Source organism: Pedobacter sp. KACC 23697, assembly GCF_045348445.1.
In the GTDB taxonomy this organism is placed as follows: Bacteria; Bacteroidota; Bacteroidia; order Sphingobacteriales; family Sphingobacteriaceae; genus Pedobacter.
Genome location: NZ_CP157485.1, coordinates 3,403,555 through 3,417,156, shown reverse-complemented (window position 1 = coordinate 3,417,156; position 13,602 = coordinate 3,403,555). Strand labels below are relative to the sequence as shown.

Genomic DNA, 13,602 nt, shown 5'->3' with positions numbered 1-13,602 from the left:
TAAGGAAAAAATAAAAAGATATTCAGGTCTTGATATTCGATACTAAAATTTCGATACTTCAAATCCTGATACTAAATACTTGATACAAAAAAATGTTAAATCGTCCCCGAAGATTACGGAAAAATCCGTTGGTGAGAGAGCTGGTAGCCGAAACCCGGTTATCGAAAGATATGTTTGTGTACCCTTATTTCGTGGTGCCAGGTAATCATGTTACCCATGCTATTGATGCCATGCCGGGTGTAAACCATTATTCGGTTGATGCTTTGATAAAAGATGTGGAAGCCGGAATGAAAAAGGGCCTCAATAAGATCATGCTTTTTGGCGTTGGCGATGAAAAATCAGCAGATGCTAAATCGGCTTACCATGATCATTCTTTAGTACCAACGGCAGTTCGTGAGCTCAAAAAACAATTTGCCGACGATTTATATGTAATAACTGATGTTTGTGTTTGTTCTTATACCACCCACGGTCATTGCGGTATTTTAGAAAACGATTACGTACAAAATGATAAGACAGTTGAAGTGATTGCAAAAATGGCTTTAACACATGCAGAAGCTGGTGCTGATATGTTTGCGCCATCGGATATGATGGATGGCAGGATTGAAGCCATGCGTAACCTTTTGGATGAAAACGGTTTTGTAAATGCAGCCATCATGAGCCATGCCACAAAATTTGCTTCAGCCTATTACGGCCCTTTTAGAGAGGCCGCAGATTGCGCACCAAGCAAAGGCGATAGAAAAGCTTATCAGATGGATTTCAGGAACCCATTGGAAGCTTTGCGCGAAGCGGCTTTAGACGAGCAGGAGGGAGCCGATGTTTTAATGGTAAAACCAGGTCTGGCTTATCTCGACATCATTCAGCGTTTAAAACAAGATACCAATTTGCCGATCGCAGTTTACAATGTGTCTGGTGAATATTCAATGGTAAAAGCAGCAGCCGAGCGTGGTTGGATTGACGAACAAAAAGTGGTAATGGAAACCATGCACGCCTTTGCCCGCGCTGGAGCAAGCATTATTACCACTTACCATATTAAAGATATTTTAAATAACAACTGGCTTTAGAGGCGGAAGGCAGAAGGCTTAATGGTTGAGGGTATATACCCACAATCTAAATCCTTAACAATTCGTTTTAAATCCTACAAAATATAATGAGGCAAAAGATTGATGGTTTATTGGTTATGGGTTATACGCCCAAAGCCTTTTACCTTCCACCTTTCAGCCTTCAACCTTAATAAAATGTTAGATTCATTAAAGAAAATGTTTTCAGGCAACGAAGCCGATATTCCGGTAAATACAGGCAGTAAACCTGATATTTCGAGGGTAAAATCTGCCGAACTGTATGAAAAATCAAAAACTTATTTCCCTGGAGGGGTAAATTCACCTGTAAGGGCTTTTAAATCGGTTTATGGTACACCGCTTTTTATCGAAAAAGGTGACGGCTGTTATATCTGGGATGCCGATGGTAACCAGTTTATCGATTTCTGCGGTAGCTGGGGACCGCTGATTTTGGGGCATAATAATCCTAAAATCCGCGAAAAAGTAACCGAAGTGATGCAAAACGGCATGAGTTTTGGCGCACCGACCGCCTTGGAAAATGAACTGGCAGAGCTGATTATCAAGAACAACCGTTTTGTGGAGAAAATCCGTTTCACCAGTTCAGGTACAGAAGCCGTAATGTCAGCTATACGTTTGGCCAGAGGTTTTACCGGTCGTGATAAAATTTTAAAGTTCGAAGGCTGTTACCATGGCCACAGCGATTCGCTATTGGTTAAAGCAGGTTCGGGTCTGGTTACTTTTGGCGAAACTTCTTCTGCAGGTGTACCCAAATCTTTTGCCGAAGAAACTATTGTAGTTCCATTAAATGATAAGACGGCAATTGATCAGGCGTTTACACAATTTAAAGATCAGATTGCTGCAGTAATTATCGAAGGAATTCCGGCAAATAACGGTTTAATTATGCAGGATGAAGAATACATTCATTTTCTGCGTAAAATCTGTAGCGATAATGGTTCGCTTTTAATTTTTGATGAAGTAATTACCGGATTCAGGGTTGGCTTTGAAGGTGCTGCCGCACACTATGGCATTACACCTGATATTGTTACTTATGGCAAAATTATTGGTGGTGGATTGCCTGTGGGTATGTATGGTGCCCGTGCTGAAATTATGGCCCACATTTCTCCAGATGGAGGCGTTTACCAGGCCGGAACTTTATCGGGCAATCCCGTAGCCATGGCGGCAGGAATTGCAACTTTAACCGAGCTGGGTAAATCTGGCTTTTATAAAGATTTAAATAATAAAGCACAGGAATTTGTAGCCAGTATTCAGCGTTTTGCAACTGCACGTAATTATAAGTTTAAAGTGTTTACCATTGGCTCTATCTTCTGGTTTGCGTTTACCGATAAGGATAAAATCCAGTCGGCTGATGATATTGATGCCGGCAGCATGGAGAAATTTAAAGTGATGCACCGTGAATTATTAAATAGAGGAATTTATTTGGGTCCATCGGGATATGAAGTTGGTTTCGTATCTTCAGCACACACCAAGATCGAACTGGAGAAAGCTAAACGTGCTATTTTTGAAGCGTTGGACTTGGTGTTTAAAAAGTAGAAGGTACTAAATGTTGAAGTATACCCAGTAATGGTTCGTGTAGATACGGTCAATAGGAAAATATCGTCATTGCGAGGAAAGAAACAATCTTAGGCACACACACCGGTCGCGATAATTTTAAGAATCAAATCTGTGTAATCAACCCGAAGGAAAAATTCATAAATGAAGAAATCGATTATCATATTTTACGCATTATTGCTTTATGCACTGGTTCAGCTCATTTCGTGGGGTACCCTGGTGGTGCGTTTACAACCCAGCCGCATGACGATGATTATGGGTGAGGGTTCGGTATTTTTATTCCTGCTTTGTATTGGTGGCTACTTTCTCCATCAGTCTTTAAAAAGAGAAGATAAACTGAGGGAACAGCAGCAGAACTTTTTAATGTCGATTACACATGAGTTAAAATCTCCTTTAGCGGCCATTAAACTTTCTATCCAAACCATTGTTAAAAGAGATTTAGATAAAGCCCGCCAAATTTCACTGTTAAATAATTCGTTAAAAGATATTGAACGTTTGGATGATCTGGTCGAAAATATGTTGCTGGCCACCAAAATCGAAAACCGTTCATATACCTTTCCAAAGGAGGAGTTTAATTTTTCAGAACTGGTTTACAAGATAACCGACCGGCTTCAGGTTCATTCCTGTGGCAATGAACAGTTGATCAATGCCCACATTCAGCCAAATTTGCAGATCATGGGTGACAAATTTGCCTTATCGTCTGTAGTGACCAACCTAATCGAGAATGCAGTTAAATATTCAAGTCCGTGTGATGAGATAAATGTGCATTTAAACAAAGTAGACGGACATATTCAGCTTAGCGTAATTGATAAAGGGCCGGGTATTTCAGATGCCGAAAAAATGTTGATATTTGATAAATTTTACCGGGTTGGTAACGAGAATGTCAGAAAAGCGAAAGGAACAGGTTTAGGCTTGTTTATTGTGAAAGAGGTTTTACAATACCATGATGCAGATATTACAGTAAAAGACAATTTGCCTCAAGGAAGTATTTTTGAAGTAACATTTAGTTAATCTCAATTATGTCACAAAAATTAAGAATTCTATTGGTAGAGGACGAGGATCACTTGTTAGATGCTATCAAATTAAACCTCGAACTGGAGGGTTATAAAGTTCATGCCGTTAAAGATGGCAAAACCGCTCTTAAAATTTTTAAAGAAGAACGCTTTAATCTAATCGTTTTAGATGTAATGTTGCCTGAAATGGATGGTTTTCAGGTTTGTGAAACCATTCGTTTAGAAAATGCAGAAGTTCCGATTATGTTTTTAACTGCTAAAAACACGTCTGAAGACCGTGTTTTAGGTTTGAAAAAAGGCGCTGATGATTATTTGGTTAAACCATTCAACCTGGAAGAATTAATTCTCCGTGTGGGTATCCTGGTTAAACGCAGTTTAAAATCTGATGATCTAAAAGAATTAAACTCTTATAAAATCGGTGATAAAACCATTTATTTTAACTCTTTCGAGCTGAAACATGATGATGGTACCATTACACCGTTAACCAAAAAGGAAACCATGTTATTAAAATTGCTGATTGAACGTAAAAATGATGCGGTTTCAAGAGAGCAGATTTTAGAAACGGTTTGGAATTACGACGTTTATCCATCAACACGAACAATAGATAACTTTATTTTAACTTTCCGTAAATATTTCGAGCCAGATCAGAAAAATCCGGTTTATTTCCATTCCATCCGTGGTGTAGGCTACAAATTTACAGATAGTCATTAATGTACAATAATAAGGGCAGGTATGCTTTAATGGCGGTTTTTCTGCTTGCCGCATTGGTTTGTGTTTTTTACAATCAATACCAGTTGGCAGCACTGTCGGCATTATTAATGGCCTTTGTAATATGGAGCCATTTTAAACATGGTTCGGTTTTGATGGCTTCGAAACATTTCAAAAATAACGATTTTGGGAAGGCTAAAGCTTTGCTGGCAGAGATAACACAACCAGAACGTTTGGCCAAAAGCCGCAGGGGCTATTACGAATTTATGCAGGGCAACATTGCATTGAAAGAGGAAAATTATGATCAAGCAGAATATCACTTTCAGCTGGCTAGTCGTTTTCCGGTAGGAGGTAAGAATGAAAAATCCTATGTATTGATCCACTTGGCTAATCTAGCTTTGCGGAAAAAAGATAGAGAAAGAGCAGAAGCCTATACCAAAAAAGCCAAAGAACTTGCCGAAACCCAACGCTCGAAAGATATTATTGTTAAAATTGAAAAGGAAATCGGCAAGTTATAATACTAATTTTGTCATTTTGAACAACGAAGCACCGGTTTAGGAATAAAAAGGTACTTCGTTTTTTTTTTATTTATACCTTTGCGCAATTAAATTTAGGCCATTCGTCATCCTGAATTCAGTTCAGGATCTAAAAAAAGATGCTGAAATAAATTCAGCAAGACGTGTAGTGCTACACCAAATACAAATCATGAAGAATAATTTATTTTTAGACGCCGCATTTTCAAAACAAACCGAACGCCCGCCAGTATGGATGATGCGTCAGGCAGGTCGTTTTATGCCACAATATTGGGAAATTAAAAACAAATACTCTTTTTTAGAGATGTGTAAAACGCCTGAAATTGCAGCAGATGTAACGATGTTACCTGTTGATTTATTGGATATTGATGCTGCTATTTTATTCTCTGATATTTTGGTAACCGGAGAGGCAATGGGTGGCGATTTAAGTTTCACTCAAGGTGTTGGTCCTAAGTTTGCAAACCCTGTGCGCACAGCCCAGGATGTTGAAAACCTTAATGTTGATTGTTTAGACAAATTACAATATGTTGCCGATGCAATTAAAGTGATCCAACAACGGTTAAATGGAAATATTCCGCTAATCGGCTTTGCCGGTGCACCATTTACCGTAATGAGCTATTTAATTGAAGGTGGATCTTCTAAAGATTTTAAATTAACCAAACTCTTTATACACAACCAACCAGAATTGGCGCACAAACTTTTGGCTAAAATTGCGAAAGTAACGGCAGATTACCTGAACCTTCAGATTGCTGCCGGCGTAAACGCAGTTCAAATTTTCGATAGTTGGGCACTGGCCCTATCGTGGAATGATTACCAGGAGTTTTCGCACCGTTATATTCAGGAAATTATTGCCAGCTTAAATAGAAAAGATATTCCGGTGATTTCTTTCTGTAAAGGAAGTTCGGTTTTTGCACCGATTATGGCAGAAGCTAAACCAGATGTAATTTCGGTTGACTGGAACGCTGATTTATTGAATATCAAAAACGCTTTGCCAGCTGGTATTGCCGTTCAGGGAAATTTGGACCCGCATATTTTATACGCCGATAAAGCGGTAATTAAAGCACAGATCCATAAATTATTCGAACGCATGCGCGGTACGGAAGGTTTTATCTTCAATTTAGGTCACGGTATTATGCCAGATATTCCTTTCGATAACGTGAAGTATGCCATTGAGGTGGTGAAGGAGTTTAGGTATTAACCGAATTATTTGATTTTTTTGTATATTAGCTTTATAACTTCAATAGTATGACTGTTAAATCTTTGAATGATGAGGATAAGCTGCCGATTAAACAATTAATTAGAGCCGTTAACAAGAAGATGGAGGATGTTCTAAGGGTTGTTGATGCCTTAAACTTAGGTAGGACCGAAGTTAAAGCGGATGGTGTTTACAGAACATTCAACAACGGAGATACAGTTAAAGTAGCAGAAGGTAATTTTAAAAGAAGAAGAGTTTCTGTAAAGAGAATTAAGCTTTTTTAATGCCCAAAAAACTTAAATTAAGGATTTTTGCAGGACCAAATGGTTCTGGTAAAACTACTTTGTTTGACTCTATAAAATCAAGCTATTTCTCCACCCGAATTTTTGTTAATGCAGATTTATTGGAAGAAGAATTTAAGAAGAAGAATTTTCTAAACTTATCTGATTTTGAAATCGATGCTACTAATGAAGATTTTGAATCGTTTTGCTTTCAAAATGGACTTTTCATAAAAGCTGGATTTGACAAAAAAAGCTGGAACTTAGCTGTAAGAGAAAATGTTATTGTTAAAGCCTTATCAAGCTTAACAATTTATAATTCTTATCATTTTGCCATTGTCGCTGATTTTATTCGATACTCTTTAATCAAAAATAAAAAGTCATTCAGCTTCGAAACGGTGTTTTCGCATGCTTCTAAATTAGATCTTATCGATTTTGCTCATCGTAATAATCATAAGGTCTATCTTTATTTTATTGGTACTGAGACACCAAAGATGAATTTAGAAAGAGTAAAGGATCGGGTTTCGAAAGGAGGCCATTTAGTTGATGCAGAAAAGATTGAGAAACGATATTTTTTGACAATGGGTTTATTAATTGAGATGCTTAAAAAAGTAGATCAAACCTATCTTTGGGATAATTCTGAAACAAAGCACAATTATGTTGGTGAAATTTGTGATGGAATATTAAATCTACAACTTACTAATATCCCAAATTGGATTGATACTTACATTTTGAATAAAATAAAACAATGATAGAAATCCTATTGCCATTTTACCAGTATTTTAAAGCTGTTCATATTGTGTTTGTCATTAGCTGGATGGCCGGTTTATTTTATATTTTAAGTCTTTTTATATACCACACAGAAGCAAACGATAAACCCGAACCTGAAAAAAGTATCCTCCAAAAACAGTTTGTTAAAATGGAGGCTACTTTATGGAAAATTATTGCCACCCCGGCCATGATTATTTCGGTGTTAGCTGGTGCTGGCATGCTTACCCTAAACAGCTCGCTGCTACAAGCTGATTGGATGTGGGTAAAACTAGGTTTTGTTGTAGGTTTACTCATTTATCATTTTATCTGCCAAAATATCGTTAAACAGCTTAAAAACCACCAGTTTAAGCTAAGCAGCTTTCAGTTGAGGTTATGGCGTGAGCTAGCCACTATTTTTATGATTGCCATTGTATTTGTGGTGATCCTTAAGAGTGCCATTAACTGGATTTATGGTTTAATCGGCATTATGGGCGTTGCGATGGCGATAATGATTGCTGTTAAACTTTATAAAAACTACCGTTTAAGAAAATAAGTTAAAAGCTGAAAGTCCAAGACTAAAGCGAAAGCCTGGCGAATAATCATTATATCTAAAAGCTACTAAGAGTATGTTTGTAAAATAAAGATGTTAAAAAACTTTGTGTTTATTGAGCCTTGGTTATTAACCCATATTAACTTTGTTTCCTTTGCGTAAACTTCGCGTGTTTTGCGGTTAAATAAACCAAAAACTATTCTAAATTTGAGCGATAAAATCCAAGCTCATGTTTACAAACACAGGTCTTAAAAAGGCCTTATTCTTAATAACTTTTCTTTTCAGTTCTTATTTTGCCTCGGCACAGTTTAATCAATCTGCCTTCGAAAACAGAATCCGCCCCGATAGCAGTTTAACCAACGAAGTTCATTTCAACTTCTACAATTTAAACTACGTTCGTAATTATGAGTATACCAACGATTTTCATGATGGTTACACTTTATATGGAACACAGTTACAGCCGCAGTTAGTATATTATGCACATCCAAACCTGGCCATTACCGCAGGTGCATTTATCAGAAAAGATTTTGGCAGAAACGGGATTTCTGATGCCAAACCCTTGTTTAGTGTAAAGTACCATAAACGTAACCTCACCTTAATTTTTGGTAGTCTTGAAGGAAATATCCAGCATAAGTATATCGAGCCTTTATACGATTTCGAAAGGATTTTGACTACGCCGATTGAATATGGAACACAATTATTGGTAGAGCGTAAGAAATTTACTTTAGATGCCTGGATTGCCTGGCAAAAAATGATTTATAAGGGTGATCCGACCAAAGAGGAAATTATCGGTGGATTATCGACCGAAAGTTTTTTAATCAAAAATGATGATTGGAAATTGAGCATTCCCGCACAGTTTTTGGCCTTCCATCAGGGCGGACAGATTGATGTGTTAAAAGAAATCCCGATTACCACCATGTTTAATGGCGCCACAGGTATAAAGCTGCATAAAGACATTAATACCCATATTAAACAGGTATATACCGATAACTATATTGCGGTTTATAAAGATTTCTCTCCCGATAAAAGAAGGGCTTACCAAGGTGGTTTTGGCTTATGGTTAAATGCCGGGGTAGAAAGTAAATGGGGAAGCTTGGTGGCTTCTTATTGGAAAGGCAATAACTTTATTTCGATTAAAGGCATGCCGCTGTATGAATCTGTTTCTGATAATTTATATAGTCCCGGGTTAAGGCAGAGTTCGCGGAATATTGTTTCGTTGCGTTATGCTTATCAAAAAGAATTGATTCCGCATTTATACCTTGATGTACGTTTCGAACCACATATCGATCTTGATCATACTGATAAACAACTGCAGTTTAATCATTCGTTTTTCTTAACCTATAAGCAGGACTTTAAATTGTTTAAGGTGAAAAATGATGGAAGGTAGAGGGTAGAAAGGTTGAGGGTAATTTAATTGATCCATATAAATCCTGTAGGCATCTAAAACCTGCGGGGTTTGTTGTTTATAGACTTCCGAAGTTACCCCTGCGCCTAACTCCCTTTGAAACTTCGGAAGTCTCTGCCAAATAAACCCGATAGCAGCGAAAAACACGAAGGTGAGGAACGAGCCGAGGCTTTGAAGCGAATAGCGGGACTGCTGCTCCCGATGAAACGCTGCATGTTCATTTTCAAACAAAAAATCTATATCTTTCTTGAAAATTGTTTTAATTATATCTATCTGATAATCAACAGCTATTTTTCTAAATTTAACTTAATTTAACTTTTTTTATCTCTACATGCAACCATTGTTTGTAATCTGCCATCTTCTATATACAAACACACAATGAAATTGACGCGAAGCTATACAATAAACGATTTGATGGAAGGCTGCAAAGCTGGCGACCGGAAGATGCAAGAGCTGCTTTACAAGCAAACTGCATCGAAGATGTTGGCCGTTTGTATGCGCTACGCCAAAGATAGAATGGAAGCTGAAGATGTATTGCAGATGGGCTACATTAAAGTTTTTCAGAAAATTAAGGAATACCGTGGCGAGGGTTCTTTTGAAGGCTGGATCAGAAGGGTAATGGTGAATACAGCTATTGAGAGTTACCGGAAAAATCTGCGCAGCTTAAATGTAGTGGAGATAGATGAGGCTTACGAGCAACCATCAACCGGATTTGATTTTAGCCGTTTGGGCATGCAAGACCTGATGAAAGTGATACAAAAATTAGCAGACGGTTACCGCATGGTTTTTAACATGTACGTAATTGAGGGGTACTCACATAAGGAAATTGGCGAGACATTGGGCATCTCGGAAGGCGCGAGCAAATCGCAATTATCGAGAGCCCGGGCAATATTAAAAGAAGAAATTTTAAAAATGGAGGGATTTGGTTATGCAACCTATACGGGATAAAGATTTTGATCAGTTATTTAAAGATGCTTTTGCTGATGCTGAAGTAACCCCATCAAGGGATTTATGGAGCAATATAGAAAGTGAAATCACACCGAAGAAAAAAAGAATCATACCAGTTTATTGGTTATCGGCTGCAGCGGTTTTGCTTATCGCCACAATTGGAATTTGGCTTTATCAACAGCAGAATAATACTGGTGAGGATAAAAAACTGGCAAATAATACTATTCAAAAAATTAAACCTGAAGTGAAGGAGCCAACTGCCGATGATACAGCAGCTACAGTAGTTGAAAATGTTGAGCCGGTTTTACGCATTAGACCTAAAGCGGTTAGCGTTATTGCCGGAACAAAGGTTAAAAAGGAAGTGAAGCCAATTACATTAAAGGAAAAGCGCAACAATACTACGGCCCCTGAAATGCTGAAACAGGAAACGATAGTAGCGAAAGTTGAAGAACCTAAAAAAGATCTCAGAACGAAAATCGAAGAAGCGATCCTGCAGCCAAAAGAAGAGGTGGTAACTGCGGTTGTTGCAACGCCGGTTAAAACAGACGAGCCTGTTAATGATAATGAACAAAGTAATAGGGGCATCCGCAATGTGGGTGATGTGGTAAACCTCATCGTTAACAAAATGGACAAAAGAAAAGATAAACTGATTCAGTTCCGTACTGATGATGACGATTCATCCCTATCTTCAATCAATATCGGGCCTTTTAAATTTGGTAAAAAGAAGAAATAATAGTTTTCAGTTAACAATATCAAAAATTTAAATATTAGAACCTCACAACATTTAATAATATAACACACAGATATGAAACGTCTAATTTTTACAACACTTTTGGTAAGCGGGCTTGCCGGTGTTATGGCTCCTGGTGCATTTGCACAACAAGATACTGTAGTTAAAGATACTGTAGTTAAAAAGAAAAATAAATATATGGTAAGAATCGGAGGTGGAACATTAGTTTCGAAGATGGGCGATTCTACTGAAACTGCTAAAAAAGGTCGTTTTGTTGGTGGCATCACCTTTACCCGGGTAGATTTGGGTTTCTCCAGGTTAATAGATAACGGCAGTTTCAATTTATCTCCAAATAACGATTTCCTGGATTATAAAGGAGGCAAAACCAGTACATTCTCTTTTGATGTATTACAGTTTGGATACCGTTTTAACTCAAACTTTAAGGTTTATGTAGCGGGAGGATTTGACTGGACTTTGATCCGTTTGAGGAAAGATATTACCATTGCCAAAAACTCAAATGAGTTTGTTTACACTGATCAATCGCCAATACATTTTTCTAAAAACCGTTTTTCGAGCAGTTATGTACACATCCCATTGAATTTTGAATTCCGCACTGCAGAAAACAAAAATGGCAAAAGGTTTTACCTGGTATTAGGTCCGGAGGTTAGCTTTTTGCTAAACGGAAAAATTAAACAGATTAGCGAAGAGCGCGGTAAAGAGAAGCAATATGATAACTACCACTTTCAATCGGTTCGCTACGGTGGTACTGTTAGGTTTGGTTATGGCGGCTTAGGCTTGTTTACCAAATACTATTTCAATGATATGTTTACCACTGCACAACAAGCTGGGTTAAAGAATATGAGCTTCGGAGTTACTTTTGGGTTAAACTAAGCCCTAAATTTCCTAAAGGGGACCGATCAATTTATTTAGATGAGGTCATCTAAAAAACATAAAGTTAACACACACATGAACAGATCCTGTTTCGGTTAGGCGGAACAGGATTTTTTGTTTAGCGTGTTTTTAGAAACATTTCAGGAGTTAAAACGCTTAATTTACTTTTTTTGTAATCCTTGATATTCCGGGTAACTATAGTTTTGATTAGGCTATTATTTTCAGCTGAAAAATTTTGTAGGGCATCCTCAAAATCCAAAAAATCTGAATCAATTGAGGATATAATAACACTTTTATCAATTATTAATACATCTAAAAAAGTAAATAAAATCTTAAAATCAGCCAAAATATCTTTATGTTGAAAGTGTTTTCTCAACAAATAGTATGTATTTGCAATAATCAATCCGGTAACAAAACCATTAACAGCCTTGATGGCACATAGATTCAAAATTTTTGATGCATGATCGAGAAATGGCTCCCTTTTAAAAAAAAAGTCGAGCAAAATATCTGAATCGAGTAGAACGTTATCCTTCATTGTTCTTTAAGTATTTTTGATACTTTTCATCCTTAATCTTTTCTAATTCTTTTTTATAATCGTAATCATTAGGTAAGTCTACTTTTGGACGAAGCATTAAAGACTTTATTAAAGGCGATAACTTATCATCTTTAGCTACAATCTCTTCTTTTTGCGTGATGGCCATCAGATAATTTTCTATCAAAGCCGATAAACTTCTCCCTTGCTTTTGTGCATAGGATTTGGCACGTTTAATAACGGCATCGTTTATCGTTAAAGTTAGCTTTGTATTCATATTTTGTTATTTATTGATATAAAAGTAAATATATATTTTTACACGTGCAAATGAATGATGTATTACACGTGTAAAATTGCTTTAAGCTTTAGTCTTTCCACTTTAAGCTTATTCACTATCTTTATCACGTGAGCAATACCCTAATCAGCGTTAAAAATTTAACCAAGCAATATCAGGCAGAACAGGCCGGTGGCATTAAAAATATAAGTTTCGACATCAACCGGGGTGATGTGGTTGCCATTATAGGCGAGAGCGGTAGCGGAAAATCAACACTATTAAAATCGATCTACGGGCTGTTAAAAACCGATTCAGGTGAAATCTTTTTCGAAGATAAACGCGTTAAAGGTCCGGATGAACAACTCATCCCGGGCCATAAGCAGATGAAAATGGTCACGCAGGATTTTTCGCTGAACATTTATGCGAAAGTGTACGATAATATTGCCTCACAATTATCCAATACCGATCTGAAAACCAAAGCCGAAAAAACTTTGGCCATGATGGAACATTTACGGATTTTGCCGCTCCAGCATAAAAAAATCATCGAATTGAGCGGAGGTGAGCAACAGCGTGTGGCCATTGCCAAAGCCATGGTTTCGGATACGCAGGTTTTACTTTTGGACGAACCTTTCAGTCAGGTTGATGCCTTGTTGAAAAACCAGCTGAGGGCTGATATTAAGCGTATAGCTGCCGAAACCGGAGTAACGGTGATACTGGTGTCGCATGATCCTGCCGATGGTCTGTTTCTGGCCGATCAGTTATTGATTCTTCGGAATGGCGAACTTTTGCAAACAGGAAAACCAGGTGAAATTTACCAGCAGCCAAAACACATTTATACAGCTCAAATTTTGGGTAATGCGGTGGTTTTAACGCGTAGTGATGCCGAGAAAATCGGTTTAAAAACACAAAAAGATCATGTGGTCTTTTATCCGGAATGGGCTGAGATCAATAATAATTGGAGCAGCAGGCGTTTCGAGGTAAAAGATGTCTACTACAAAGGTTTTTATGACGAATTGCTTTTAGAAAGAAATGGTGTAAACATCCGGGCTTTACAATTGAACAGGGGAGAGCATCAAAAAAATGATCATGTTCAATTGAATATTGGTCGTTTTTTGGAGTTTTAATTGTAGTTGTAATTTTCGTTTAGTTATGAAAAAGTTATAATTATAAT

The 13,602-nt window shown here is 37.4% G+C and carries 16 protein-coding genes; 14 read left to right on the top strand and 2 right to left on the bottom strand.

All coding sequences use genetic code 11. The features are described 5' to 3' along the window. The first annotated feature begins 92 nt into the window (after nucleotides 1-92). From hemB to ABEG20_RS13535, 13 genes are all read left to right on the top strand, one after another. Nucleotides 93-1,061 (top strand): porphobilinogen synthase, encoded by a 969-nt coding sequence (gene hemB, locus ABEG20_RS13595; RefSeq protein WP_406823867.1) that lies wholly within the window; start codon nucleotides 93-95, stop codon nucleotides 1,059-1,061. 174 nt (nucleotides 1,062-1,235) lie between these two features. Further along, nucleotides 1,236-2,606: a glutamate-1-semialdehyde 2,1-aminomutase gene (hemL, locus tag ABEG20_RS13590; protein ID WP_406823866.1), complete on the top strand. Its 1,371-nt coding sequence runs from the start codon at nucleotides 1,236-1,238 to the stop codon at nucleotides 2,604-2,606. Between the two features lie 162 nt (nucleotides 2,607-2,768). Beyond that, nucleotides 2,769-3,635, top strand: coding sequence for a sensor histidine kinase (locus ABEG20_RS13585; protein ID WP_406823865.1), 867 nt, complete (start codon nucleotides 2,769-2,771; stop codon nucleotides 3,633-3,635). A gap of 8 nt (nucleotides 3,636-3,643) precedes the next feature. Further along, nucleotides 3,644-4,348, top strand: coding sequence for a response regulator transcription factor (locus ABEG20_RS13580; RefSeq protein WP_010602455.1), 705 nt, complete (start codon nucleotides 3,644-3,646; stop codon nucleotides 4,346-4,348). After that, complete coding sequence (locus tag ABEG20_RS13575; protein WP_406823864.1) at nucleotides 4,348-4,863, top strand: hypothetical protein; 516 nt, start codon at nucleotides 4,348-4,350, stop codon at nucleotides 4,861-4,863. Before ABEG20_RS13580 ends, ABEG20_RS13575 begins: the two co-directional genes overlap by 1 nt. 187 nt (nucleotides 4,864-5,050) lie before the next feature. After that, nucleotides 5,051-6,076 (top strand): uroporphyrinogen decarboxylase, encoded by a 1,026-nt coding sequence (gene hemE, locus ABEG20_RS13570; protein ID WP_406823863.1) that lies wholly within the window; start codon nucleotides 5,051-5,053, stop codon nucleotides 6,074-6,076. 47 nt (nucleotides 6,077-6,123) lie between these two features. After that, nucleotides 6,124-6,357 carry a hypothetical protein gene (locus ABEG20_RS13565; RefSeq protein ID WP_193420515.1) on the top strand — a complete coding sequence of 78 codons (234 nt, stop codon included), beginning with the start codon at nucleotides 6,124-6,126 and terminating at the stop codon, nucleotides 6,355-6,357. Continuing rightward, nucleotides 6,357-7,103, top strand: coding sequence for a hypothetical protein (locus ABEG20_RS13560; RefSeq protein WP_406823862.1), 747 nt, complete (start codon nucleotides 6,357-6,359; stop codon nucleotides 7,101-7,103). The genes ABEG20_RS13565 and ABEG20_RS13560 overlap by 1 nt, the downstream gene beginning before the upstream one ends. Further along, the gene (locus ABEG20_RS13555) at nucleotides 7,100-7,654 is read left to right on the top strand and encodes a CopD family protein (RefSeq protein WP_406823861.1); all 555 of its coding nucleotides are present in this window, start codon (nucleotides 7,100-7,102) and stop codon (nucleotides 7,652-7,654) included. The genes ABEG20_RS13560 and ABEG20_RS13555 overlap by 4 nt, the downstream gene beginning before the upstream one ends. 226 nt (nucleotides 7,655-7,880) lie before the next feature. Next, nucleotides 7,881-9,038 carry a hypothetical protein gene (locus ABEG20_RS13550; protein WP_406823860.1) on the top strand — a complete coding sequence of 386 codons (1,158 nt, stop codon included), beginning with the start codon at nucleotides 7,881-7,883 and terminating at the stop codon, nucleotides 9,036-9,038. Between the two features lie 396 nt (nucleotides 9,039-9,434). Further along, nucleotides 9,435-10,004, top strand: a complete 570-nt coding sequence (locus tag ABEG20_RS13545) for an RNA polymerase sigma factor (protein ID WP_205056241.1) — start codon at nucleotides 9,435-9,437, stop codon at nucleotides 10,002-10,004. Further along, nucleotides 9,985-10,737 (top strand): hypothetical protein, encoded by a 753-nt coding sequence (locus ABEG20_RS13540; RefSeq protein ID WP_406823859.1) that lies wholly within the window; start codon nucleotides 9,985-9,987, stop codon nucleotides 10,735-10,737. The genes ABEG20_RS13545 and ABEG20_RS13540 overlap by 20 nt, the downstream gene beginning before the upstream one ends. 72 nt (nucleotides 10,738-10,809) lie before the next feature. Further along, nucleotides 10,810-11,625 carry an outer membrane beta-barrel protein gene (locus ABEG20_RS13535; protein WP_406823858.1) on the top strand — a complete coding sequence of 272 codons (816 nt, stop codon included), beginning with the start codon at nucleotides 10,810-10,812 and terminating at the stop codon, nucleotides 11,623-11,625. Between the two features lie 118 nt (nucleotides 11,626-11,743). On the opposite strand, the gene ABEG20_RS13530 is transcribed toward ABEG20_RS13535, so the two are convergent. Further along, nucleotides 11,744-12,160 carry a PIN domain-containing protein gene (locus ABEG20_RS13530; RefSeq protein ID WP_205056244.1) on the bottom strand — a complete coding sequence of 139 codons (417 nt, stop codon included), beginning with the start codon at nucleotides 12,158-12,160 and terminating at the stop codon, nucleotides 11,744-11,746. Then, nucleotides 12,150-12,434, bottom strand: a complete 285-nt coding sequence (locus tag ABEG20_RS13525; RefSeq protein ID WP_406823857.1) for a DUF6364 family protein — start codon at nucleotides 12,432-12,434, stop codon at nucleotides 12,150-12,152. Before ABEG20_RS13525 ends, ABEG20_RS13530 begins: the two co-directional genes overlap by 11 nt. A gap of 128 nt (nucleotides 12,435-12,562) precedes the next feature. On the opposite strand from ABEG20_RS13525, the gene ABEG20_RS13520 reads away from it, so the two are divergent. Continuing rightward, nucleotides 12,563-13,555, top strand: a complete 993-nt coding sequence (locus ABEG20_RS13520; protein ID WP_406823856.1) for an ABC transporter ATP-binding protein — start codon at nucleotides 12,563-12,565, stop codon at nucleotides 13,553-13,555. Nucleotides 13,556-13,602: the final 47 nt, after the last annotated feature.

Coding starts and splice junctions, on each gene's coding strand:
- hemB (WP_406823867.1), top strand. CDS start 93: ATGTTAAATCGTCCCCGAAGATTACGGAAAAATCCGTTGGTGAGAGAG.
- hemL (WP_406823866.1), top strand. CDS start 1,236: ATGTTAGATTCATTAAAGAAAATGTTTTCAGGCAACGAAGCCGATATT.
- ABEG20_RS13585 (WP_406823865.1), top strand. CDS start 2,769: ATGAAGAAATCGATTATCATATTTTACGCATTATTGCTTTATGCACTG.
- ABEG20_RS13580 (WP_010602455.1), top strand. CDS start 3,644: ATGTCACAAAAATTAAGAATTCTATTGGTAGAGGACGAGGATCACTTG.
- ABEG20_RS13575 (WP_406823864.1), top strand. CDS start 4,348: ATGTACAATAATAAGGGCAGGTATGCTTTAATGGCGGTTTTTCTGCTT.
- hemE (WP_406823863.1), top strand. CDS start 5,051: ATGAAGAATAATTTATTTTTAGACGCCGCATTTTCAAAACAAACCGAA.
- ABEG20_RS13565 (WP_193420515.1), top strand. CDS start 6,124: ATGACTGTTAAATCTTTGAATGATGAGGATAAGCTGCCGATTAAACAA.
- ABEG20_RS13560 (WP_406823862.1), top strand. CDS start 6,357: ATGCCCAAAAAACTTAAATTAAGGATTTTTGCAGGACCAAATGGTTCT.
- ABEG20_RS13555 (WP_406823861.1), top strand. CDS start 7,100: ATGATAGAAATCCTATTGCCATTTTACCAGTATTTTAAAGCTGTTCAT.
- ABEG20_RS13550 (WP_406823860.1), top strand. CDS start 7,881: ATGTTTACAAACACAGGTCTTAAAAAGGCCTTATTCTTAATAACTTTT.
- ABEG20_RS13545 (WP_205056241.1), top strand. CDS start 9,435: ATGAAATTGACGCGAAGCTATACAATAAACGATTTGATGGAAGGCTGC.
- ABEG20_RS13540 (WP_406823859.1), top strand. CDS start 9,985: ATGCAACCTATACGGGATAAAGATTTTGATCAGTTATTTAAAGATGCT.
- ABEG20_RS13535 (WP_406823858.1), top strand. CDS start 10,810: ATGAAACGTCTAATTTTTACAACACTTTTGGTAAGCGGGCTTGCCGGT.
- ABEG20_RS13530 (WP_205056244.1), bottom strand. CDS start 12,160: ATGAAGGATAACGTTCTACTCGATTCAGATATTTTGCTCGACTTTTTT.
- ABEG20_RS13525 (WP_406823857.1), bottom strand. CDS start 12,434: ATGAATACAAAGCTAACTTTAACGATAAACGATGCCGTTATTAAACGT.